The organism is Micromonospora sp. I033 (assembly GCF_053890995.1).
Window position 1 is genome coordinate 1 of record NZ_JBSSLX010000081.1, and the last position, 22859, is coordinate 22859.

The 22859-nt window shown below is 74.6% G+C and carries 22 protein-coding genes; 14 read left to right on the forward strand and 8 right to left on the reverse strand.

Annotated elements, in window-relative coordinates:
• Window positions 1-101 precede the first annotated feature (101 nt).
• The 4 genes from ACW0Q9_RS15690 to ACW0Q9_RS15705 all read left to right on the forward strand — a co-directional run bounded on the left by ACW0Q9_RS15690 (window position 102) and on the right by ACW0Q9_RS15705 (window position 4145).
• A complete protein-coding gene (locus tag ACW0Q9_RS15690) occupies window positions 102-839 on the forward strand; it encodes a Stf0 family sulfotransferase (protein WP_456181929.1) in 738 nt (245 codons plus the stop codon).
• A 243-nt stretch (window positions 840-1082) separates the two neighbouring features.
• Window positions 1083-2564: an NCS2 family permease gene (locus ACW0Q9_RS15695; RefSeq protein WP_456181931.1), complete on the forward strand. Its 1482-nt coding sequence runs from the start codon at window positions 1083-1085 to the stop codon at window positions 2562-2564.
• Between the two features lie 220 nt (window positions 2565-2784).
• The gene (locus tag ACW0Q9_RS15700) at window positions 2785-3267 is read left to right on the forward strand and encodes a GNAT family N-acetyltransferase (RefSeq protein WP_456181933.1); all 483 of its coding nucleotides are present in this window, start codon (window positions 2785-2787) and stop codon (window positions 3265-3267) included.
• Between the two features lie 80 nt (window positions 3268-3347).
• Window positions 3348-4145 carry an alpha/beta fold hydrolase gene (locus ACW0Q9_RS15705; RefSeq protein ID WP_456181935.1) on the forward strand — a complete coding sequence of 266 codons (798 nt, stop codon included), beginning with the start codon at window positions 3348-3350 and terminating at the stop codon, window positions 4143-4145.
• On the opposite strand, the gene ACW0Q9_RS15710 is transcribed toward ACW0Q9_RS15705, so the two are convergent.
• Genes ACW0Q9_RS15710 through ACW0Q9_RS15720 form a run of 3 tightly spaced genes read right to left on the reverse strand, consistent with a single transcriptional unit; the run spans window position 4117 to window position 6365 of the window.
• On the reverse strand, window positions 4117-5481 hold the full coding sequence (locus ACW0Q9_RS15710; protein WP_456181937.1) for a hypothetical protein: 1365 nt from the start codon (window positions 5479-5481) through the stop codon (window positions 4117-4119). The two genes, ACW0Q9_RS15705 and ACW0Q9_RS15710, sit on opposite strands and share 29 nt — an antisense overlap.
• The gene (locus tag ACW0Q9_RS15715) at window positions 5478-5981 is read right to left on the reverse strand and encodes a SigE family RNA polymerase sigma factor (protein ID WP_456181939.1); all 504 of its coding nucleotides are present in this window, start codon (window positions 5979-5981) and stop codon (window positions 5478-5480) included. Before ACW0Q9_RS15715 ends, ACW0Q9_RS15710 begins: the two co-directional genes overlap by 4 nt.
• Window positions 5982-6035: 54 nt before the next feature.
• On the reverse strand, window positions 6036-6365 hold the full coding sequence (locus tag ACW0Q9_RS15720; protein WP_456181941.1) for a hypothetical protein: 330 nt from the start codon (window positions 6363-6365) through the stop codon (window positions 6036-6038).
• 221 nt (window positions 6366-6586) lie between these two features.
• On the opposite strand from ACW0Q9_RS15720, the gene ACW0Q9_RS15725 reads away from it, so the two are divergent.
• Window positions 6587-7402 (forward strand): helix-turn-helix domain-containing protein, encoded by an 816-nt coding sequence (locus ACW0Q9_RS15725; RefSeq protein ID WP_456181943.1) that lies wholly within the window; start codon window positions 6587-6589, stop codon window positions 7400-7402.
• Complete coding sequence (locus ACW0Q9_RS15730; RefSeq protein ID WP_456181945.1) at window positions 7393-7581, forward strand: DUF397 domain-containing protein; 189 nt, start codon at window positions 7393-7395, stop codon at window positions 7579-7581. Before ACW0Q9_RS15725 ends, ACW0Q9_RS15730 begins: the two co-directional genes overlap by 10 nt.
• Window positions 7582-7596: 15 nt before the next feature.
• On the opposite strand, the gene ACW0Q9_RS15735 is transcribed toward ACW0Q9_RS15730, so the two are convergent.
• Window positions 7597-8532, reverse strand: a complete 936-nt coding sequence (locus tag ACW0Q9_RS15735; RefSeq protein ID WP_456181947.1) for a phosphotransferase family protein — start codon at window positions 8530-8532, stop codon at window positions 7597-7599.
• 41 nt (window positions 8533-8573) lie between these two features.
• On the reverse strand, window positions 8574-9152 hold the full coding sequence (locus ACW0Q9_RS15740; RefSeq protein ID WP_456181949.1) for a dihydrofolate reductase family protein: 579 nt from the start codon (window positions 9150-9152) through the stop codon (window positions 8574-8576).
• Between the two features lie 91 nt (window positions 9153-9243).
• On the opposite strand from ACW0Q9_RS15740, the gene ACW0Q9_RS15745 reads away from it, so the two are divergent.
• Window positions 9244-9822: a TetR/AcrR family transcriptional regulator gene (locus ACW0Q9_RS15745; RefSeq protein ID WP_456181951.1), complete on the forward strand. Its 579-nt coding sequence runs from the start codon at window positions 9244-9246 to the stop codon at window positions 9820-9822.
• A gap of 73 nt (window positions 9823-9895) precedes the next feature.
• On the forward strand, window positions 9896-11044 hold the full coding sequence (locus tag ACW0Q9_RS15750) for a polysaccharide pyruvyl transferase family protein (RefSeq protein ID WP_456181953.1): 1149 nt from the start codon (window positions 9896-9898) through the stop codon (window positions 11042-11044).
• A 42-nt stretch (window positions 11045-11086) separates the two neighbouring features.
• On the opposite strand, the gene ACW0Q9_RS15755 is transcribed toward ACW0Q9_RS15750, so the two are convergent.
• Window positions 11087-11293, reverse strand: coding sequence for a hypothetical protein (locus ACW0Q9_RS15755; RefSeq protein ID WP_456181955.1), 207 nt, complete (start codon window positions 11291-11293; stop codon window positions 11087-11089).
• 85 nt (window positions 11294-11378) lie between these two features.
• Between ACW0Q9_RS15755 and ACW0Q9_RS15760 the strand changes: the two genes are divergently transcribed.
• Window positions 11379-11900, forward strand: a complete 522-nt coding sequence (locus ACW0Q9_RS15760; protein ID WP_456181957.1) for a DinB family protein — start codon at window positions 11379-11381, stop codon at window positions 11898-11900.
• A gap of 6 nt (window positions 11901-11906) precedes the next feature.
• Here the strand turns inward: ACW0Q9_RS15760 and ACW0Q9_RS15765 are convergent, their stop codons facing one another.
• Window positions 11907-12779 (reverse strand): carbohydrate kinase family protein, encoded by an 873-nt coding sequence (locus ACW0Q9_RS15765; RefSeq protein ID WP_456181959.1) that lies wholly within the window; start codon window positions 12777-12779, stop codon window positions 11907-11909.
• A gap of 63 nt (window positions 12780-12842) precedes the next feature.
• On the opposite strand from ACW0Q9_RS15765, the gene ACW0Q9_RS15770 reads away from it, so the two are divergent.
• Both ACW0Q9_RS15770 and ACW0Q9_RS15775 read left to right on the forward strand, forming a co-directional pair.
• Window positions 12843-16190, forward strand: a complete 3348-nt coding sequence (locus ACW0Q9_RS15770) for an SNF2-related protein (protein ID WP_456181961.1) — start codon at window positions 12843-12845, stop codon at window positions 16188-16190.
• Complete coding sequence (locus ACW0Q9_RS15775; protein WP_456181963.1) at window positions 16187-17131, forward strand: SWIM zinc finger family protein; 945 nt, start codon at window positions 16187-16189, stop codon at window positions 17129-17131. The genes ACW0Q9_RS15770 and ACW0Q9_RS15775 overlap by 4 nt, the downstream gene beginning before the upstream one ends.
• Before the next feature lie 21 nt (window positions 17132-17152).
• Here the strand turns inward: ACW0Q9_RS15775 and ACW0Q9_RS15780 are convergent, their stop codons facing one another.
• A complete protein-coding gene (locus ACW0Q9_RS15780; RefSeq protein WP_456181965.1) occupies window positions 17153-17410 on the reverse strand; it encodes a DUF3040 domain-containing protein in 258 nt (85 codons plus the stop codon).
• Between the two features lie 452 nt (window positions 17411-17862).
• Between ACW0Q9_RS15780 and ACW0Q9_RS15785 the strand changes: the two genes are divergently transcribed.
• Genes ACW0Q9_RS15785 through ACW0Q9_RS15795 form a run of 3 tightly spaced genes read left to right on the forward strand, consistent with a single transcriptional unit; the run spans window position 17863 to window position 22720 of the window.
• Window positions 17863-19920 carry a DUF1800 domain-containing protein gene (locus ACW0Q9_RS15785; RefSeq protein ID WP_456181967.1) on the forward strand — a complete coding sequence of 686 codons (2058 nt, stop codon included), beginning with the start codon at window positions 17863-17865 and terminating at the stop codon, window positions 19918-19920.
• 14 nt (window positions 19921-19934) lie between these two features.
• Window positions 19935-21308: a DUF1501 domain-containing protein gene (locus ACW0Q9_RS15790; RefSeq protein ID WP_456181971.1), complete on the forward strand. Its 1374-nt coding sequence runs from the start codon at window positions 19935-19937 to the stop codon at window positions 21306-21308.
• A complete protein-coding gene (locus tag ACW0Q9_RS15795; RefSeq protein ID WP_456181969.1) occupies window positions 21305-22720 on the forward strand; it encodes a ferredoxin reductase family protein in 1416 nt (471 codons plus the stop codon). Before ACW0Q9_RS15790 ends, ACW0Q9_RS15795 begins: the two co-directional genes overlap by 4 nt.
• Window positions 22721-22859 lie beyond the last annotated feature (139 nt).

Consider the following 22859-nt stretch of genomic DNA (forward strand, 5'->3'; position numbering starts at 1 on the left):
CGGGATCCTGGTACCGCCGCGGCTGGTCCGCACGGGCCCTGCTTCGCCGCCCGCCCGATACCGGGTTGCCGCGGCCCGGCCCGCTCCGATTGGCTCGGGGCGTGACCGGCGTCGACGCGTACCTCATCTGCGCGGTGCCCCGGACCGGCAGCTCGCTGCTCTGCGGTCTGCTCGCCTCGACCGGGGTGGCCGGCCGGCCGGAGGCGTACTTCCGGGTGCCGGACGAGCCGCTCTGGGCCCGCCGGTGGGGCCTGCCCGCCGGGGAGTGGCGCTACGGCGACTACGTCCGGGCGGCCCTGGCCGCCGGCCGGACGGCCAACGGCGTGTTCGGCGCGAAGCTCATGTGGGGCACCCTGGACCGGATGGTCGAGGGGCTGGCCGCCGAGCACCCGGAGCTGGCCGGCGCGGACGACGCGCTGCTGCGTCGAGCGTTCGGCCGGACGGCCTTCCTGCACCTGCGCCGCGACGACGTGCTGGCGCAGGCGGTCTCCTGGCTGCGCGCCGAGCAGACCGGCCGGTGGACCGACACCGACCCGGACGCCGTCGACGCGTCCGGCGCGCCCACCGGTGAACCCCGCTACGACCCGGACGGGATCGACGAGCTGCTGCGCACCATCGCGGAGCACCAGGCGGCCTGGGACGCGTGGTTCGCGCGGCACGGGATCACCCCGCACCGCCTGCGGTACGAGGATCTGGCGGCCGACCCGGCCGGGGTGACCCGGGGCGTCCTCGACGCGCTCGGGCTGCCCTCCGCCGGAGTGCCGGTCCGGCCCCGGCACGCGCGGCAGGCCGACGCGCTCAACGCCCAATGGATCGCCCGGCACCGGACCCGCGCGTGACCTTGGCCACGGCCGCGCCCGCTCCCCGCGTACGGGCAGGTCATCTGCCGTTACCCGGCGGTTAAGGTGGGCCTCGCGAAGTCGCTCGCCCCGACCCGGGGCGCGGCTTCGTAGTGCTTCACGGGACCCGTGGAGCCCAGCCGTCCCGACGTTCTCCGGGCCAACCGAAACGGGACGGCTGCACCCCCACCGCCCCGCCGGCGCGACCGGTTGGGCCAACCCGGAACGGAGTACGACCACGCCATGAGCGTGTCCACGCAGGATCCTGCTGTCCCGGTGGAGCCGGCGGAACCCGCCGCGCAGAGCCGCCTCGACCGCTTCTTCGAGATCACCCGCCGGGGCTCGACGGTCCGGCGCGAGGTGCTCGCCGGGATCACCACCTTCGCGACGATGGCGTACATCGTCGTGCTCAACCCGCTGATCATCGGCACCGCGCCGGACAAGGACGGCAACCTCCTCGGCATCGCGCCGGTCGCCGGGGTCACCGCCCTGGTCGCGGCGGTCATGACGATCATGATGGGCGTGGTCGGCCGGGTGCCGTTCGCGGTGGCCACCGGCCTCGGGCTGAACGCCTTCGTGGCGTACGCGGTCGCCTCCCAGATGACCTGGGCCGAGGCGATGGGCCTGGTCATCATCGAAGGCCTGATCATCACCGTGCTGGTGCTCACCGGCTTCCGGAAGGCCGTCTTCCGGGCCATCCCGGCCGAGCTGAAGGCGGCCATCGCGGCCGGCATCGGCCTGTTCATCGCGCTGATCGGCTTCGTCGACGGCGGTCTGGTCCGGGCCGGCACCGGGGTGCCGCTGCAGCTCGGCTCGGGCAGCAACGGCACGCTCCACGGCTGGCCCACGGTCGTCTTCCTGGTCGGCCTGCTGGTCACCGGCATCCTGGTCGCCCGCAAGGTGAAGGCCGGCGTCCTGATCGGCATCGTCGCCACCACGCTGGTCGCGGTGATCGTCAACGCGTTCGCCAAGCCCGGCCCGGCCCTCGTGGACGGCAAGCCCAACCCGGACGGGTGGCGGCTCAACGTGCCGACCCTGCCGGACCCGCTGTTCCAGACCCCCGACCTGCACCTGGTCGGCAACGTGTCGTTCGGCGCGTTCGCCCACGTCGGCCTGGTGACCGCGCTGCTGCTGGTCTTCACCCTGGTGCTGGCCGACTTCTTCGACGTCATGGGCACCACCGTCGGTCTGGCCCGGCAGGCGAACCTGGCCACCGAGGACGGCACCGACATGCCGCGCCTGGGCAAGGTGCTCTTCGTCGACGGGGTCGCCGCGGTCGCCGGCGGCGCCGGCAGCGCCTCCTCGGCCACCACGTACGTCGAGTCGTCCTCGGGCATCGCGGACGGCGGGCGGACCGGCCTGACCAGCGTGGTCACCGGCGTGCTCTTCCTGGGCGCGCTGCTGCTCACCCCGCTGGTGTCGCTGGTGCCGAGCGAGGCCGCCGGCCCGGCGCTGGTGGTGGTCGGCGCGCTGATGATCCGCCAGGTCAAGGACATCGACTTCACCGACGTGGGTGTCGCCGTCCCGGCGTTCCTGACCATGACCCTCATGCCGTTCACCTACTCGATCACCAACGGCATCGGCGCCGGCTTCGTGAGCTGGGTGGCGATCCGGGTCGCCCAGGGCAAGGCCCGGCAGATCCACCCGCTGATGTGGGCGGTGGCCGCCGCGTTCGTGGTCTACTTCGGCATCAACCTGGTCAAGGCCGTCACCGGCGTCAGCTGACCGTCGGAACCCGCGCCCCCGTTGCCCGTTGGCCCGAGGCAACGGGGGCGCGGCGTATCCGGATCATGGGTTAGAGTGCCGACGCGCGGACACGCGACCGTCGTGGGCGCAGGGGGATGAGGCCATGGATCGCCATGAGCTTCCCCTGCCATGCCCTCTTCCGGGTCGCGCCCACTGACCTGCCGCGGCCCGGGTCGCTCCACGACCTTGGAGAATCGCGTTGTTCATTTCTGAACTGACCACCGAACGACTCGTGCTGCGCCCCTGGCCGGCCGAGGAGGCCACCGCCGTCGTCGCCGGGGAGCGGCGCCCGCACTGGGCGGCGGACTTCCCCGCGGACGGCGAGCGGGTGATCGCCGGGATCATCGCCGGTCGCCCCGGGCAGCCCCACGGCCACCGGCTCATCATCGAGCGGGAGACCGGCCTCACCGTGGGCGGCATCGGGTTGTTCTGGCCGCCCACCGACGGGTCGGTCGAGTTCGGTTACGGGATCGTCCCGTCCCGGCGCTGCCGGGGTTACGTCACCGAGGCGGTCCGGGCCCTGGTGGCCGACACCCTCACCCTCCCCGGGGTGACGCGGGTGCTGGCCACCGTCGACCCGGCCAACGTCCCGTCCGTGCGGGTGCTGGAGAAGGCCGGCCTGCGCCGGGACGGTGAGGTCGAGACCGACGAAGGGCGACTGCACCGGTACGTCACGGAGTAGTGCCGGTCCGGGTGCGTCTGTTGTCGCCCCGGCGACGACAAACGCACCTGGAGAACCGGTGACGGCGGGAGGATCGCCACGTGAGCTACGCCGACGTCAACGGGCTGCGGCTCTGGTACGAGGTCCACGGCGCCGGGAAGCCGCTCGTCCTGCTGCACGGCGGCTACGGGTCGACGGAGATGTTCGCGCCCGTCCTGCCCGCCCTCACCGCGCGCCGGCAGGTCGTCACGGTCGACCTCCAGGGCCACGGCCGCACCGCCGACGCGGACCGGCCGCTGCGGCACGAGTGGATGGCCGACGACGTCGCCGCCCTGCTGCGCCACCTCGACCTGCCGCCGGCCGACGTGCTGGGCTACTCGCTCGGCGGCGGGGTGGCCCTGCGCGCCGCCATCCAGCACCCGGCCCTGGTCCGCCGCCTCGTGCTGGTCTCCACGCCGTGCCGGCGGCAGGGCTGGTACCCGGAGGTGCTCGCCGCCATGGCCGCCCAGGACGAACGGGTCGCCGAGCAGATGCGCGGCACCCCGCCGCACGAACGCTACGAGCGGATCGCGCCCCGCCCGCAGGACTGGCCGGCGCTCTGGGTCAAGACGGGTGAGCTGCTGCGCCGCGAGTACGACTGGTCGGCCGAGGTGGCCGCCCTGCCGATGCCGGTGCTGCTGGTCTTCGCCGACGCCGACTCGATCCCGGTGCACCACGTGGCCGAGTTCTTCGGTCTGCTCGGCGGCGGCCACCGGGACGCCGGCTGGGACGGCACCGACCGGCCCGCGTCCCGGTTGGCCGTGCTGCCCGGGCTGACCCACTACGACATCGTCGGCTCACCCGCCCTGCCGGCGGCGGTGCTGCCCTTCCTCACCCACGAGGTACGCGCCCCCGAGTGACCACCCGGCGGACCAGCAGGCCGCCGAGCAGCACCAGCGCCACCGGCCCGGCCCACCACCAGAACCGGCCACCCACACCGGACGGCGGGTCGGCGGCCCGGACCCGGCCCGACCGCACCACCTCGTCCGCGACGTCGATGGCGAGCACCTGGTCCGGGGCGGTGAGCAGGGTGGTGGGCGCGGCGGCGCCGGGGGCCAGCGCGAGCACCCGGACCGTCTGCACATTGGGGTACACGGTGCGCTGGTCCATCGCCACCGGACCGTCGAAGCGCTCGGGCGAGCCCGGATCGGGCCGGTACCCGACCACCAGCGCGGAACCGTCCGGCCACCAGCCGAGCAGCCGGATGGTGGTGACGCCGTCGACCGCGGGCAGTGCCAGCGCACCCAGGTCCCGGCCGGTGGCCGGGTCGACCCGGCTCAGCCGCCACCGGGTGGTGTCCGGGTCGCGGCTCGACACGGCCAGCGTCCCGTCCGGCAGCCAGGCGCCCTTGCCGGCCAGCCCGCTCTCCGGCGGCAGCGGGAAGGAGGTGATCTGCCGCCCGTCCACGCTGCTCACGAGCACCTTGTCACCGATCTGGTAGGCCAGCCGGGACCCGTCGGCGGTGAACGCCACCGGGGTGCCGAAGACCGGCAGCTGCTCGGTCTCGATCAGGCGCACCCCCCGACCGGTATCGAGGCGGACCAGGCTCAGCACGTCGATGTAGGCGCTGCCCTCCGGGTTGGCCGGCACGATGTCCCGGACCACCAGCGCCGTCCCGTCCGGAGCCCAGCCGGCCGGCTCGGTGGTCACGCTGCCCGGCACCGTGCTGGCCAGGTGCCGGACCGTCCCGCCGACCAGGTCCACGAGGTCGACCCGGGGATGCTCGCTGGACCCGTCCGGCTCGGCGATCCACCGCCCGTCGGGGGAGAGCAGCACCTGCTCGCCGGCCGGCGCCTCGTGGCCCACCTCGTAGGTGCGGTAGCGGTCGGCGTCCGCCCCGACGATGCCGATGGTGCCGTTCTCGTCGATCAACCCGGTGAGGCCGCGCGCCTGCCCGCTGAAGATCACCGAGGCCGGGCCGAGCCGGGGCCGGTCGGTGGCGTGCAGCGCGCCGAACACCGGCAGCCCGATGCGGTCGGGCAGCGCGGGGCCGTCCGCGCCGGCCGGTGCGATCGCGGGCCGCCCGCCGTCGCGTACCGTCACCGGCACCAGCGCCGCCAGCACCACGACCGCCGCGACCGCCGCTGCCGTCCGCCACCGGGTGCGCCGCGCGGTCCGCACCGCGCGGTCGTGCACCGGGTACGCCGGCACCTCGGCCGCCGCCTCCCGCAGCGCCTCCCGCAGCCGTACGCTCATCGCCCGCTCCTCTCCGGCGTCCGCTCCATGAGGTCGGGCACGAGGTCGCGGAGCCGGCGCACGGCGTCGTGCCCGTGCCGCTTCACCGTCCCCACCGAGCAGCCGAGCACCTCGGCCACCTGCGCCTCGGTCAGGTCCTCGTAGTAGCGGAGCACCACCACGGCCCGCTGCCGGGCGGTGAGCCGGCGCAGCGCGGCCACCACGCTGAGCCGCAGCGCGGTGTCCTCGGTGTGGTCACCGCCGCCCCGCTCGACCGGCGTCGCGTCCAGCCGTTCCGCCAGCCGCCGCCGGCGCCACCACGAGACCTGCTGGTGGTACATGACCCGGCGCACGTACGCCTCCGGGTCCCCGTCGCGGATCCGCCGCCAGTGCCGGTACGTCCGGGCCAGCGCGCTCTGCAACAGGTCCTCGGCGTGCTGGTGGTCCCCGGTCAGCAGGTACGCGGTCCGCGACAGCGCGGGCGACCGCTGCACCACGAACTCGTGGAACGTCTCCGACATGCCCACCCCCTCGCCCTCTACGAACGCGGTCCACCCGGCGGATGGTTGAGGGCGTCATTCGACCACGCCCCTGCGGTACGGCCCCCACGCCACGAACCGCTCGAACAGCTCGCGCGGGGTGGGCCCGTCGTGCGGGTTGAGCCGGAACAGGTCGTGGGTCGCTTCGTGGTAGAGCCCGGACAGGTAGACGGCCAGGTCGACCGGATGGTCGGCGTACTCGACCTTGAGCAGCAGCCGGGCCTGGGCGCACGGCCACGGCGACCCGCAGGCCCGGCAGAGCCAGAGCGGCCGGAGCGGCAGGTGCGGTGGCTGGTCCGGCGGGTAGGCGCGCGGCCGGTCGGGGTGCGGTCCGAGCCGGGGTACGGGGAGCATGGCGCCGCTCATCACGACCTTCCTTGTCACGGAACGTGGGGGTTGGGGCCGCCCCCGGCATTCGGGGGATCGGGTGCGGCCCCGCGGCGGGCCGGACGGGAGGCGGCCCACCGGTGACAGTCTGTTGAGGACGGCACTACGCTCGGAAGGCATTCGGTCGTTGTGGGCGGTCACTGAGCAGGGCCGAAGTCGTCCGTGGGAGACCGGGGGAAGCGGCGTGCTGATTTGGGCAGATGGGGGAGAGCGTGGGCGAGTCGTGGTGGGACTTCATCGCCGGTGAGCTACGGCAGGCCCGGCTCCGAGCTGGCCTCAGCCAGGAGGACCTGGCTCGCCGCATCAACTACTCCGCGTCGCATGTCTCCGGTGTGGAGACCGGCCAGCGCCCGCCGAAGTCCGACTATCTGGCCGCGATGGACCAGGCGCTGGACACGGGCGGAATGTTCGGCCGACTGCTCCGCCACGCCTCGCTGGTTCAGGGAGCCCCGCCATGGATGCGCGCATGGATCGACGACGAACGCGCGGCCACCCTGCTGCGTTGGTACGAGCCGGCCTACGTTCCCGGCGTCCTCCAGACCGAGGCGTATGCGCGGATGACGCTGGCGGAGAGCCTGCTCAGCGGCGAGGAGATCGAGCAGCGGGTGGCTTCCCGGCTCGGACGGCAGGCCATTCTCACCCGGGAGGAGCGCCCGTGTCAGCTCGTCGCGGTGCTCGATGTGATGGTGCTCCGTCGCCCGCTCATGGGGCACGCCGAGCTGATGGGTCAGCAACTCGCCCACCTGGTCAAAATGGCCGCGCTACCGCACGTGCAGATCCTGGTGGTGCCCGAAGAGGCTGGGCTCTACCCTGCGTTGCAGGGCGGCTTCATCCTGGCCAGCCTGAGTGACGGCTCGGTGGTCGCGTATCTCGACCATCAGATCCGCGCGCAGACGATGGAGCAGAGCGAGGACATTGTCACGCTGCAACGGCACTGGGAGGCGGTCCGCGGGGAAGCCCTGTCCCGCCGGCAGTCCCTCGACCTGATCAAGGAGGCCGCACGATCATGGATTTGACCACTGCCCGGTGGCGCAAGTCGACCCGCTCGGGTTCGAACGGCGGCGCCTGCGTTGAGGTGGCCGACAACCTGCCCGGCGTGGTGGGCGTCCGGGACAGCAAGGATCCGGCCGGTCCCGTCCTGACCTTCACCCCGCAGACCTGGCGCGCCTTCGTGGCCTTCGCCAGGCAGCCCTGATCCCAGCCGGAACGATCAGGCGAGTCGGCGGGCGAGCCAGGGCAGCAGGGCGTCGCCCTGAAGCCGCTGGAACGCCCGGACGGTGGGGATGCCGGGCGGGGGCGGCTGGCGGGCGCCGTCCAGGAAGAAGCCGGTGAACCCGGCCAGCACACCGGTCAGGTCCGCCGGGTCCACCCCGGTGACGAGCGGCAGGGCGGCCAGCAGCGCCTCCGGGTCGTGACCGCCGTACACCTGCACGTTGACCAGGACCAGCAGGCTGTCCAGCCAGGCCGGGCCGCGGCAGGCCCAGGGCCAGTCGACCACGGCGACCGTGCCGTCCGGGCCGACCAACAGGTTGTCGGCCCGGACGTCGACGTGGCAGAGGGTCTCGCCGGCCAGCGCGGCCAGCCCCCGGTCGGCGGCCGCGCACAGCTCGGGCAGCCGGGCCCGCGCCCACGGGTCCAGGTCGGCCGGCGGGTCGGCGGCGATCCGCCGCCAGCCACCGAAGTCGTACCCGAGTTGCTCGGCCGCGGCGGTGGTCGCCGCGGCGGGGGCCGGGGTGAGCACCGCGGCCATCGCTTCCAGGGTGGACAGCACGGCGGCCAGGTCCCCGGCCTCCCACGGCGTGGCCGGGTGCCGGCCCTCGACGTCGGTGAAGACCAGCGCGATCCAGTCGCCGTCGTCGTGGCTGCCGAGCAGCCGGGGCGCCGGCGCGGCGGGCGGCAGCGCGGCGGCGATCCGCGCCTCCGCCCGGTGCAGGGTGGGGCTGCGGTCGTTCTGCGCCGGGCTGACCGCCTTGACGAAGGCCCGCCGGCCGCCGGCCGTGCGGACCCGGTCGGCGGTGCCGGGGGAGAAGCCGCCGTGCTGCGACTCCGCCGCCACCACCCGGTCGCCGAGGATCTCCTCGACCGCGGCGCGGACGGGCGCGGGCAGGTCGGCCCAGCGGATCCGGCTCTTCGTCAGGCTGGTCACCGCCCCACCGTGCGCGCCGCCGCTCGGCCGCGGCAACCCGATTACCGCGCCCCGGCGGTGTAGCGCAGGATCACCAGACCGCTGTCGAAGGGCCGGGTGTCGACAAGGGCGAACCGGCTCGGCGTGAAGCCCCGGTCGGCCAGCGGGATGCCGCTGCCGGCCACGATCGGGTGCAGCTTGACCACCAGCTCGTCGACCTCGTCAAGGAGCTGACCGGCGAGCTGGCCGCCGCCGCAGAGCCAGATATCGCCGCCGGGCTGCCCCTTCAGCTCGCGGACGAAGGCCACCGGGTCGGTGTCGACGATCTCCACCTGCGGGTCGTCGGACGGGGGCAGCGAGCGGGAGAAGACGTACTGCTTGAGGTGGGCGTAGGGGCTGGTGATGCCGAACTTCAGCGCCGGGTCGTAGGTGCCCCGGCCCATGAGCAGGGCGTCGAAGCGGCCGGCCGGCGGCGAGACGATGCCGTACTGGGCGTGGGTGAAGGTGGGGAAGGTCTGGGGCCATTCGGCGCTCAGGTGGGCCGCCACGTCGGGCTCCAGCGGGAGGAAGTCGTAGGACCCGTCGGGAGCGGCGATGAAGCCGTCGAGGGTGCTGGCGACGTAGTACACGAGCTTGCGCAAACCGACTCCGATGTCCGGACTCAACCACAACGGCTGTCGTGGTCGAGAGAGAATATACAACATCTGTCGTGGTTATTGCTAGGGTGCTGGCATGGCCAGGAATCCGGAACGCCGCACCCTGCTCGCCGACGCCGGGTTGCGGGTGCTCGCCGCCGGTGGTGCGCGAGGGCTGACCCACCGCGCGGTGGACGCCGAGGCGGGTGTGCCCACCGGCACCGCCTCCAACTACTTCCCGTCCCGGGCGGCGCTGCTCGCCGGGCTGGCCGAGCGGATCTTCAACCGCATGGCGCCCGATCCGGCGGTGCTGGCCGACCTGGGCGGCCGCGAGCCCTCCCTCGCGCTCGTCACCGACTACCTGCGCTACATCGTCGAGCGCACCACCCGGGAGCCCGACCTCACCCGCGCCCTGTTCGAGCTGCGGCTGGAGGCCTCCCGCCGCCCCGAGCTGCGGGCCGCGCTCGGCGACGTGCTGCGCCGGGGGTACGCCGACGACGTCGCCTTCCACGTCGCCGCCGGGCTGCCCGGCGGCGCGTTCGAGATCGCCCTGCTGCACTACGCGATCGACGGGCTCCTGCTCGACCTGCTCACCACGTCCATCGACGCCGGGTTCGACGCCGACCAGGTGGTCTCCGCCCTGGTCTCCCGTCTGGTCGGCGGGGCCACCGCCTGACCGGCGTCCCGCCCAGGTATGTCGCGGCGACCAGCGGGAACGCGCACCGGGACGCACCTGGGGAGGAGCGACGATGACGGATGGCGCCGGACTGACCATCGGTGTGCTCGGCTCGTACGGCGGTCGCAACCTGGGCGACGAGGCGATCCTCACCGGCCTCCTGGCCGACCTGCGCCAGCAGGAGCCGAACGCGCGGATCATCGTCTTCTCCCGGAACCCGGCGCACACCGCGCTGGCCCATCCGGACGTGGAGGCGGTGCCCTGGGAGGGCGTCAGCCGGGTCGACTCGTCGGTGGTCCTGGCCGAGCTCGACCTGCTCGTCCTCGGCGGTGGCGGGATCCTCTACGACAAGGAGGCCCGCCGCTACCTGCGGGTGGTCCGGGTCGCCCAGGAGCGCGGGCTGCCGCTGCTCACGTACGCGGTCGGGGTGGGTCCGCTCAGCGAGGGGGTGGACACCGGGATGGTGCGGGAGACCCTGGGGCAGGCCACCGAGGTGACCGTGCGCGACCAGGAGTCCCGGATGGTGCTGGAGGAGGCCGGGCTGCTGAACCCCATCACCGTCACCGCCGACCCGGCGTTCCTGCTCACCCCGGACGAGTTCCCGGAGAGCTGGCTGCGCGAGGAGGGCGTGCCGGCCGGCAAGCAGCTGGTCGGGCTGAGCGTCCGCGAACCGGGCCGGGCCGCGGAACGCCTCGACGTCGACGGCTACCACCGGCTGCTCGCCCAGATCAGCGACTTCCTGGTGCACCGGATCGACGCGTACGTGCTCTTCGTGCCCATGGAACGCGACGACATCCGGCACTCGCACGGGGTGATGTCGCACATGGTGGCCGCCGAGCGGGGCCGGATCCTGCACAACGACTACACGCCCCGGCAGGTGCTCGGCCTCATGAAGCACTTCGACCTGGCGGTCGGCATGCGCCTGCACTTCCTGATCTTCGCGGCCATGATGGGCACCCCGTTCCTGCCCCTGCCGTACGCCGGAAAGGTCTTCGACCTGGCCCAGCGGCTCGGGGTGCCGGCGCTGCGCGGCGTGGAGCGTGAGGTGGAGGGCCCCCTGCTGGCCGAGGTGGACCGGTTGTGGGACGAGCGCGAGGGGCGGGCCGACGAGACCGCCCGGCGGGTGGCCGCCGTGTGCGAGCAGGCCCGGGGCACCTCCCAGGTCACCAGGGGGGTGCTGGAGAGCATCCGATCGCGGGCGCTGAGCCGGGTCGCGGCCTGAGCGGCCCAGCTCGGCCAGGTCGCGGCGGGCCCGCAGCGGTGGTCAGGCCGCCGGTCCCCGCCAGGTGTAGACCCACGGGCGCTCCTGCGGCTCGCGCGACTCCAGCTCGTAGATCTGCGCGTGCGCCAGCCCCTCCGGCCCGATGTGGTGGTGGGTCAGCGGCGGGCGCCCGTTGCTGTCCAGCTCGACGGTGACGGTCTCGCCGTCGGCCGTGCCGCCCACCAGAGGGATCTGCACCGTGGAAGCCATGCGCCCATCCTGCCCCGGGCAGCGCCCGTCCGCAGCGGGATGCCGGGGGCAGCGGGCCGGCGGCCCGGCCGACTAGGGTCCGGGAATGGCGGACCCGACGATCGACCCCACCCTCGGTCCGGTCCTCGCCCGCACGGGCGGCGAGCGGGCCATCCTCGAATCGTTCCTCGACTTCCACCGGGCGACCGTGCTGCGCAAGGCGGGCGGGCTCTCCGACGCCGAGGCGGCCCGCCGCCTGGTGCCCTCCCGCACCACCCTGGCCGGGCTGCTCAAACACCTGGCCCTGGTCGAGCGGAACTGGCTGCCCTGCCTGTTCGCCCCCGAGCCGGGCGACGTCCACCTCACCAGCGAGGCCGACGCCGAGGCCAGCTTCACCCTCGACCCGGGCGAGACGGTCGACGGGCTGGCCACCGCCTACCGGGCCGCCTGCGCCCGGTCCCGGGCCGTCGCGGCCCGCTTCGACCTCGACCACGTGGTGCCGCACCCGCAGCTCGGCGAGGTGTCGCTGCGCTGGGTGCTGGTGCACCTCATCGAGGAGACGGCCCGGCACGCGGGGCACGCCGACATCCTGCGCGAGCTGACCGACGGCGAGACCGGGGCGGTCTGACCGGGCTCAGTCGCGGGGCAGCAGGCCGGGCGGATACTCCATGCCGTCGTGGGTGCAGGCGGCCGCGGCCACCCGGGCGGCGTAGCGGGCCGCGTCGAGCGCGGTGGTGCCGCGCAGCCGGGCGGCGATCAGGCCCGCGGCGAACGCGTCGCCCGCGCCGTTGGTGTCCCGCACGACCGCCGGCGGGGTGCTTGCGGGCACGTGGACCGGCGGGGTGTCCACGCCATGCAGGGTCGCGCCGGCCGCCCCGCCGGTCACCAGCACCGTCCGCGGCGCCAGCCCGGCCGCCACCTTCCCGGCCCGGTCACCCAGCCGGACGTCGCTCACGAAGACCAGGTCGGCCGCGTCGGCGAAGGGCCGGTGGTAGTCGTTCTCGCCGTCCCAGTCGTGCAGGTCGGTGGAGAGGGTCACCCCGGTGCCGAGGGCGGCCCGCACGGTCGGCAGCGCGTCCCGGGCCCAGTCCATGATCGACACGTGCACGTGTGCCGCCGCGCGCACCAGCCCGGCCAGCTCCGCCTCGGCGAACGGCGCCGGGCCGGACCAGGGACGGGGGTCGTAGAGCGACATCCGCCGGCCGGCCGGGTCGACCATGTTCACCGAGCGGCGGGTGCCGGCCGGGGCCTCGGCCAGCACGGTGCGCACCGAGGTGCGGGCCAGCGCCGCCCGGACCACGTCGCCGGCCGGGTCGGCCCCGAGCACGTCGACCAGCGCCACCCGCAGGCCGAGGGCGTGCGCGGCCAGCGCCACCCCGGCGCCGGTGTTGCCGATCCGCAGCTCGATCGGGGGCACGGCCAGCGAGTCGGCGGCCGGCAGGGGCAGGGCGGGCACCTGGGCGCGGATGTCCACGCCCAACCCGCCGATCACGAGCAGATCGACCATGGCGCCGACAGTAGCCCGCGCCGGCCGCCTATCCTGGCCCCGGGCGTCGTCGAGGGGGAGTGCGTGCTGGTCATCCACGGGCTGTGGCTGTCCGGCCGCGGGCTCGCCGTCTGGGGCGAGGACAGCACGCTGCCGGCCCGGGCGCCCCGCCGGCCGGGCCGCGCCCCGCGCGAGCGGCCGCACCCCTTCGCCGCCGACCACGCCGCCCTCGCCGCCGCGCTCGGCGACCCGGCGGGCGAGCCGGTCTCCGTGCTGCTTGACCTGCCCACCCGGGCCGGCTCGCCCACGGACTCCCCCGAGCTGGTCCGGACCACCGTCGGGGAGCCGGTCCGCGGGCCGGTCACCCGCGCCGGCTGGCGGGTCCCCGCCCTGGCGTACGCCCCGGACGCCGCGTTCGCCCTGCTCCGGTCGCGGGAAGCGGGGGAGGCGGTGCCCGGGGCGAGCCTGCGCCACCTGGCCGAGCTGGCCGACTTCGCCGCCGACCTGGTCACCCGCGGCCGGGTGCTGCCCGGCGTCGCCGGTCCCGACAACCTGGCGGCCCCTGCCGCACCGGCGGCGGTGGGGCCGGCTGACCGGGTGGTGTCGGCGGAGTCGGGGAATGCCCGCGGGCGGCGAGGCCAGGATCCGGCCATCCGCACCGGCCCCCGGGGCCTGCGCGTAATCAACGACGCGGACGTGGCGACCGCGTGGGCCGTCTGGCGTCCGCTGCTCACCGGCACCGACGCGGCCTGGGCCCGCTCGCTGGCCCTCGCCCTGCCCCCGGCCGCCCGCGCCGCCCGCGAGTGGCACCCGGTCGCCCCGGATCCGGGTGCGTCTGTGGTCGCCCGGGCCACAACAGACGCACCCACAGCGGCGGACGGCCCGCTCGCGCCCGCCCCGGACGGCTCCGGAGGGGCGGTGTCGGAGCCTGGGTCGGCGTCCCGGGGTGATGTCGCGGCGGGCAGCGTGGTGGCGGTCGGCGGTGCCGAGCTGGCGGAGTCGGTGGCCGAGGCGCTGGACGCGCTGGTCGACGCCGCCGCCCGGGCCGCTCTCGCCGACACCCGGCTGCCCCGGGGCATGCGCCCGGGCGGGCCGGTGCCGGCCTGGCTGGCCGCGCTCACCGGCCCGGAGCGGGTCTTCGCCGCCGAGCCGGCCGCCCTGGCCACCCTCCGGGCCGAGCTGGACGCCTGGCAGCGCGACGCCGCCGGCGGGCCGGTACGGGCGGCCTTCCGCCTGGTCGAGCCGGCCGCCGATCCGGTGGCCGAGCTGGTCGAGGGCGGCGCCTGGCGGGTCGAGTTCGGCCTGCACCCGACGGACGAGCCGGGGCTGGTGGTCGACGCGGCGCACATCTGGCAGCGGCCCGCACCCGCGCTCGCCGCGCGGGGCGTCGACCCGCAGGAAACCCTGCTGGCCGAGCTGGGCCGGGCCAGCCGGCTCTGGCCCGAGCTGGACGCCCCGCTGCGCACCGCCGCGCCGGAGGGGATGGAGCTGGACGCCGACGGCGCGCACCGGTTCCTGCGGGAGGGCGCGCCGGTGCTGCACGCGGCAGGCTTCGGGGTCCTGCTGCCCTCCTGGTGGCGGCGCTCCTCGTCCCGCCTCGGCGCGCGCTTGCGGGCCCGCAGCCGGACCGCGCCCGGCACGGTGGCCGTCGCCGCCGGCGGGCTCGGGCTGGACGCCCTGGTCGACTACCGCTGGGAGGTGGCCCTCGGCGACCAGCCGCTGACCGCCGACGAGCTGGCCTCGCTGGCCGAGCTGAAGTCGCCGCTGGTCCGGCTGCGCGGCCGCTGGGTCGAGCTGGACCCGCAGCGGCTCGAGGCCGGGCTGCGGCTGCTCCGCTCCTCCGGGGAGCTGACCGTGGCCGACCTGCTGCGGATGGGGCTGGCCGGGGCCGAGGGACCCGGCGAGCTGCCGGTGCTGGAGGTGGCCGCCGACGGCGCGCTGGGCGAGCTGCTGGCGGGTGAGGCGGAGCGGCGGCTCACCCCGGCCGACCCGCCGCCCGGGTTCGCCGGGGCGCTGCGGCCGTACCAGCGGCGCGGGCTGGCCTGGCTGGCCTTCCTCCAGTCCCTCGGGCTGGGCGGGATCCTCGCCGACGACATGGGGCTGGGTAAGACCGTGCAGCTGCTCGCGCTGCTCGCCGGGGACCCGCCGGCGGCCGGGCCGACGCTGCTGGTCTGTCCGATGTCGCTGGTCGGCAACTGGCAACGGGAGGCGGCGAAGTTCGCGCCGGCGCTGCGGATCCACGTGCACCACGGCGCCGAACGGGCCCGGGGTGAGGCGTTCGCCGCCGCCGTGCACGCCGCGGACCTGGTGCTGACCACCTACTCGGTGGCCGCCCGGGACGCCTTCGAGCTGGCGGGGATCGACTGGCACCGGGTGGTGGTCGACGAGGCGCAGGCGATCAAGAACGCCTCCACCCGGCAGGCCGAGGCGGTCCGGTCGCTGCCCGCGCGGCACCGGGTCGCGGTCACCGGCACACCCGTGGAGAACCGGCTCGCCGACCTCTGGTCGATCATGCAGTTCGCCAACCCGGGGCTGCTCGGGCCGGCCGCCACCTTCCGGAAGAAGTTCGCCGAGCCGATCGAGCGGCACGGCGACGCCGAGGTGGCCGAGCGGCTGCGGCGGATCACCGGCCCGTTCGTGCTGCGCCGGCTCAAGACCGACCCGTCGATCATCACGGACCTGCCGGAGAAGCTGGAGATGGAGGTGCTCTGCAACCTCACGGCCGAGCAGGCCGCGCTCTACCGGGCGGTCGTCGACGACATGATGGCGAAGATCGAGTCCAGCGACGGCATCGAACGCCGCGGCCTGGTGCTGGCCACCATGACCCGGCTCAAGCAGGTCTGCAACCACCCGGCCCAACTGCTGCACGACGGTTCCGCCCTGCCCGGCCGCTCCGGCAAGCTGGAACGGCTGGAGGAGATCGTCGACGAGGTGCTCGCGGCCGGGGAGAAGGCCCTGCTCTTCACCCAGTACGCCGAGTTCGGCGGGATGCTGCGCGGCCACCTGTCGGCGCGTACCGGCCGGGAGGTGCTGTTCCTGCACGGCGGGGTGGGCAAGGCCGAACGGGACGCCATGGTGACCCGCTTCCAGTCGCCGGAGGGCCCGCCGCTCTTCGTGCTCTCGCTCAAGGCCGGCGGCACCGGGCTCACCCTCACGGCGGCGAACCACGTGGTGCACGTGGACCGCTGGTGGAATCCGGCCGTCGAGGACCAGGCCACCGACCGGGCCTTCCGCATCGGCCAGCGCCGCCGGGTGCAGGTCCGCAAGTTCGTCTGCGCCGGCACGGTCGAGGAGAAGGTGGCCGCGATGATCGCCGACAAGCGGAGCCTGGCCCAGCGGGTGGTGGGCAGCGGCGAGCAGTGGGTCACCGAACTGTCCACCGACACCCTGCGCGAGCTGTTCGCGCTGGAGTCCGGGGCGGTGGTCGAGTGACCACACCGGACGGACCATCGCGCTTCGCCGAGTTCGGGCCGCCGCGGCGGGTCGAGGGCGGGTTGAAGGCGCGCAGCACCCGGGGCGCGATCGGGCGCTCCTGGTGGTCCCGGCGGTTCCTGGAGGTGCTGGAGTCCTTCGCGCTCGGCACCCGGCTCACCCGGGGCCGGGCCTACGCGCGCCGGGGCCAGGTGCTCCGGCTGGACGTCACGCCCGGGCTGGTCACCGCCACCGTGCAGGGCTCCCGGCCGGATCCCTACCCGGTGCGGATCGGGCTGGCCGCGTACCCGGACGAGGTGTGGGAGCGGATCGAGGCGGAGCTGGCCGGGCAGGCGTTCTTCAGCGCCCGGCTGCTCGCCGGTGACCTGCCGGCCGAGCTGGAGGAGCTGTTCGCCGCGGCGGGCGCGCCGCTCTTCCCGGCCGCCGTCGGCGAGCTGGAGCAGCACTGCGGGTGCCCCGACTTCGCGGTGCCCTGCAAGCACCTCGCGGCAACCGTCTACCTGCTCGCCGAGGCGTTCGACGCCGACCCGTTCCAGCTCCTGCACTGGCGCGGGCGGGCCCGGGGCGAGCTGCTCGACCGGCTGCGTACGCTGCGCGGCGCCGCCACCCCCGGCGGCCCGGCGGCGGCCCTGGACGGACCGGCCGTGCCGGTGGACGCGGGCGTCGGGCCCGGACCGGCGGCGCAGCCCGTGGCCGGCGCCGCACGGGTGCTGGGCGGGCTGCCGGCGGTCCCGCCGGACGACGAGGTCGACCGGTTCTGGTTGTCCCCGGTGGCGCTGCCGGACCGGCCGCCCACCCTGGCCACCGGACCGGAGCTGCTGCTGCGCCAGCTCGGTCCGCCCGGGGCCGCGATCGGCGGCCCGGGCCTGGTCGAGCGGCTCCGCCGCGCGTACCGGGAGTTCGGCCGGAGCGAGGCGGCGGGACCGGAGGACCCGCGCTGACCCACGCCACCGGCGCCGCGGTCATAGCCAGCGTCGGCGGAACCGCCACATGAGGCCGGCATTGACGAGCAGCACCACGGCGCAGATCGCGCCGGCCAGCCGTCCGGCCAGCACGGTCATCGCCGGCAGCGAGGCCCACAGCACGATCGTCAACAGCATCAGGTACCGGCCGCGGCGGCCCCGGGCCCGGTGGTCGAGCCGGGCGAAGAACTGCGGGTCACTCTCCCGCAGCTGGCGGGTGATCTGTTCGAACCTGCGCTGATCCTCTTTGCTGAGCATGGCGGTGCCTTCCCCTCACGGCTTCAGCGGTTCGGCGGCATACCCGCAACGGAGGCGGGTCACGCGCCGCTCCCGCCGCTGGTTTCGGTGAGTGGGACGGGCCCGGACGCACCGGTCGGAGACCTCAGCACGGCCTTATCCGTGCCTTAAGTTTGCCTGAGCGGTTGAACGCCGCGAACAGCGTCGCGACGGGCGAAAACGTTACGTCCCGGTGGTCACCGCCCGGGTCGCCCCTGCTCCGGCCGCCGCCGGCCCGGTCCGGCCGCACCGGTCGCCGGACGCCCGGCCTGAGCACCGTCTTAAGTGCCATCACGGGCCCCGTCGGCGTGCCTTGAGCGCCCCGGAGCGCCTGGTTACCTTCCCGTAGCAACTCCTCCGGCAACCGTCGCCGCCCCTCCACCCACCCCCTGGGTGGCAGGCGAGCCGGCACTCGAAGAAAACGGGACAGCTACATGGCCGACCTCAACGTGCCACCGCGTCGACCCCGGGACGACCGCGGCCGGGACGGATTCCCGCACCCCCATCCGGACGGGTACCGCGACCTCGACAACGCCATGCCCTACGCCGGCCCCGGCGGCTACGCCACCCCGGCGCCCCCGGCGTCCGGCCCGAAGTGGGTCGGGCCGGAGGGCTTCGCCGGCGGTGGCCACCCGCAGCGGTCCGGCGGCTATGCCGCACCGTCGGGCGGGTACGCCCCGCCGCCCGGCCCCGGACTGCCCAACCTGGACGACGACCAGGAGCCGCGCCGCGGCCGGCGCCGCGCCCTCGCCGTGCTCGGCGGCGCCGCGGTGGTCGCCGGTGGCGCCGCCCTCGGCCTCTCCCCGCAGGTCCGCGGCCTGTTCACCGACGACCCGGTGGCCGGCGACGCCACCGGCACGGTGGTCACCGACGGCACCGCGGCCCGCCCGAGCGGCCAGCAGCCGAGCACGGTGCGCACCTACACCGAGCAGAACGAGAGCTACATGGGCTCGCGGGCCGGCGCGGCGCTCAAGCGCAACGCCCCGGCCGGTGGCCGGATCTTCGCCAGCCCGGCGGCCGCCGCGGCGGCCACCCAGGTGACCGTCAAGACGGTGCTCGCCAAGGACCCGGTCCGTCACCTGGCCAGCCGGGCCACCTTCGGCCCGACGCCGAAGGTCCTCGCCGACATCAAGCGGCTCGGCATCGACGACTGGCTGCGCCAGCAGCTCCAGCCGGAGAAGATCGCGCCGACGAAGGCCGAGCTGAAGCTGGCCGAGCTGCCCACCCTCAAGCTGACCCCGACCCAGCTGCGCGACCAGCGGGACCAGCTCAACGAGCGGGGGGCCCAGCCGGAGCGGGAGACGGTGGACGCCACCATCGCGCGGCAGATCTGGTCCGACCGGCAGCTCTTCGAGGTGATGGTCGACTTCTGGAACGACTTCCTGCACGTGGCGGCCGACTTCGACGGCGGCGAGATCTACCGCAACTCCTTCGACCAGGACGTCATCCGCAAGCACGCGCTGGGCAGCTACCCGGAGATGCTGGTCGCCGCCAACAAGCACCCGGCGCTGCTGATCTACCTGAACCAGACCGACTCGCGCAAGGACGCGGTCAACGAGAACCTGGCCCGGGAGAACCTGGAGCTCTACTCGGTCGGCGTCGACGGCGGCTACACGGAGAAGGACGTCCGCCAGGCCGCCCTGCTGCAGACCGGCCGCGGCGTGGCCGACGGGAAGTACGTCTTCCACGCCGACCGGCACTACCGCGGCAAGGTGAAGATCCTCGGCTTCAGCCACGCCAACAACTCGGCCGACCCGAAGGCCGCCGACAAGGTGATCGACCAGTACATCACCTACATCGCGCTGCACGCGTCGACCGCGCAGTACGTGGCCCGCAGCCTCGCCACCCGGTTCGTCTCCGACACCCCGCCGAAGTCGCTTGTGGACCGGCTGGCCAAGGCGTACACCACCAACAAGGGGCAGATCCGCCCGGTGCTGGCCACCCTGTTCAGCTCCTCGGAGTTCTGGGCCTCCGTCGGCCAGAAGGTCCGCCGCCCGATGGAGTACCTGGTCGCCACGTACCGGGCGCTGGGCGTGGGGCCCGAGGCGTCCGCCGGCTTCGAGGGCGACAAGCGGCGCACCCCGTTCGCCCAGGGGCTGCGGCAGATCCAGGACAAGCTCCGCGAGCTGGGCCAGTATCCGATGGGCAAGCCCACCCCGGACGGCTACGCCGACGTCTACGTGGCCTGGACCTCGGCGGGCACCATGGTCGACGGCTGGAACGAGGCCGGCGACCTGGTCGGCGGCTGGCGCAAGCAGTTCACCTACGTCAAGCCGGAGAAGCTGGTGGCCAGGCCGCCGGCGACCGCCGGGGCGTACGTGGACGCGCTGGCCCAGCGGCTGGTGCACCAGAAGCTGAGCGCCAGGGAGAAGGCCCTCGTGCTCGGCGTGGCCGGGGTGTCGGCCGGCACCAGGGTCGACGCCACCTTCAACGGGGCCATCGCCGCGGTCGCGCGGACGATCCTCGCGTCCCCCCAGCACCACCTCCGGTGAGGCATTCGATGGAGATGACCGTGAACCCGTACCCCCTGCACCCCGAATGCCCCGACCTGCGGCGGCTGGCCGACAACCCGGCCGAGGCGCTGCTGCGCGCGGAGGCGGAGATCGTCGCGGCGGAGAACGCCGCCGAGGCGGACCGGTACCGCCGGCTGGAGGAGCTGGAGGAGGCCCAGCAGGACGGCCGGGGCGTCACCCGGCGTACCTTCGTCGCCGGCGCCGCGGCCACCGCGACCGCCCTGGCCACCGCCCAGTTCGTCACCACCTCGGCGTCCTTCGCGGCGACGAAGACGGGCACCCTCATCCACGTCTTCCTCTACGGCGGGCTGGACGGGCTGAGCCTGGTCGCACCGGCCGACGACCCGGTGCTCGGCAAGAGCCGTCCCGACCTGCTGCTCGGCAACGACTCGCTGGCCCTCGGCCGTGGCTTCAAGCTGACCAGCGCGTTCGCCCCGCTGGACAAGTGGCTCAAGGCCGGCCAGCTCGGGTTCGTGCCGGCGGTGTCCGACCCGCGGCTGTCGCGCAGCCACTTCCAGGCCGCCGACGCCTGCAACCTGGGCGGCCTGCCCGGCGAGACCGGCGGCCGGGGCTGGCTGGACAGCCTGGTCGACACCCTCGGCAAGGGGACCGCGTTCCGCAGCGTCGGCATCGGCAGCACCCTGCCCCGCTCGCTGGTGGGCGTGAACGGCGCGATCTCCCTCAACAACGTCGGGGAGCTGCGGCTCAACGGCGACGACAAATACCGTGCCGCGACCGAGAGGGCGATCCGCGGCCTGTTCACCGGGATCAACCACCCGGTGGAGGAGGCGGTGATCGAGGGGATGGGCGCGCTGGCCACCGCGCAGAAGCTCGCCGCGAAGCCGTACGCGGCCGCCGCGGGGGTGAAGTACGAGGGCGTCGGCAACGCCTTCCAGCAGCTCGCCCAGCTCATCAAGGGCGGGGCCAACGTGCGGGTGGCGACGGTCGGCATGGGCGGCTACGACACCCACGAGAACCAGGGCACCCGCGAGGGCGGCCAGCTCTGGCGCCGGCTCAACGAGCTGGCGAAGGCCATGGCGGCGTTCTTCACCGACCTCGGCGACCGGGCCGCCGACGTGACGATCATGGTGTCCAGTGAGTTCGGCCGGCGCGTCGCCTCGAACCAGGGCGGCACCGACCACGGCCACGGCGGGGTCGTCACCATCCTGTCCGGGCGCAAGCTCGCCGGCTCGCTCCTCGGCACGTGGAACGGGTTGAACGATCTGGACAGCGGAGACGTACCCGAGTACAACAACATGTTCAACGTCTACGGGTCGGTCGCGCAGGGTCGGTTCGGACTGACGACCGCGCAGGTGGACAAGGTCTTCCCCAGGCAGAAGTACACCCCCATGAAGCTGTACGCGTGACATATCAGGACACCTACGCCGCCGGCGGCCGTACCCGGGCATCCGCCCCGTACGGCGGCCGTCCGGCTGCCCCCGCACCGCCGGGCCGGCCGCGCCGCGGCCCCGGCGGGCGGCGGGCGCTGGTCGCCGTGTTCTGGCTCGGCCTGGTCGCCGCCGTGCTGCCCTGGTGGCTCGCCACCCCGCCCGGGTCGCTGGCCGACACGACCACGGTGCTCACCGCGGCCGGCCGGATCACCGGCCTGGTCGCCGGCTACCTGCTGCTGGTCCAGGTGCTCATGATGAGCCGGCTCGGGGTGCTGGAGCGCTGGCTGGGCGGCGAGCGGCTCTCCCGGGCCCACCGGGATCTCGGCGCCACGCTGCTGGTGGCGGTCCTCGCCCACCTGGCGCTGCTGGTGGTGGGCTACGCCCGGCTGGAGCGGAACTCCGTCCTCGGCCAGGTCGGCGCCCTGCTGACCCACTACGAGGACATGGTTTCCGCCTTCGTGGCCGCGGGGATCATGGTGGCGGTCGGCTGCACCGCGGTCCGCGGCGTCCGCCGCCGGTTGCCCTACGAGCTCTGGTACCACCTGCACCTGACCAGCTACCTCGCCCTGCTGCTCGGCTACGCCCACCAGTTCAGCAACGGCGCCCAGCTCCACGAGCCCGGCCCGGTGCGCACCGGCTGGATCGCCGCGTACCTGCTGGTGGTGGCCGCGCTGGTGTGGGGCCGGCTGATCGCCCCGCTGCGCTTCAACCTGCGGCACCGGCTGCGCGTCGCCGACGTGGTGGCGGAGAGCCCGGACACCGTCTCGATCTACCTGACCGGGCACCGGCTCAACCAGATCGACCTGCTCGGCGGGCAGTACTTCCGGTGGCGCTTCCTCAACCCCGGCTGCTGGTGGCAGTCGCACCCGTTCTCGCTCTCTGCGGCGGGCAACGGCCGGTGGCTGCGGCTCACCGTGAAGGTCGTCGGCCGGCACACCGCCGACCTGCGGGATCTCACCCCGGGCACCCGGGCCTGGGCGGAGGGCCCGTCCGGCACCTTCACGGCCGCGCACCGGACCCGGGAGCGGGCCCTGCTGATCGCCGGGGGCAGTGGCATCGCCCCGCTGCGGGCCCTGCTGGAGGAGCTGCCGCCCGGTGCGGCCCTGATCTACCGCGCCCGCACCCCGGCCGACGTGCTGCTGCACAACGAGCTGGACTGGCTCGCCCAGGCCCGGCACACCTCGGTCTGGTACGTGATCGGCTCCCGTGACGACCCCGGCCCGCGCCAGGTGATGAGCCCGGAGGGGCTGCGCCGGCTGCTGCCCGACCTGACCCGACGTGACGTCTACCTGTGCGGCCCGGGCGGCCTGGTCGAGGAGTCGGTCCGGGTGCTGCGCCGGGCCGGGGTGCCCCGCCGGCAGATCCACCGCGCCACCTTCGAGCTGTAGAGAGGCCCCGCCCATGCGTCGCGCGTTCCTCGCGATCACCGGCCTGGCCGCCGGCACCACCGCGCTGGTGGTGCTCAAGGGCGCCCCGGGCACCGGCCAGGCCGCCCAGGACCGGCCGCTCGCCGAGGCCCCCGTCGCC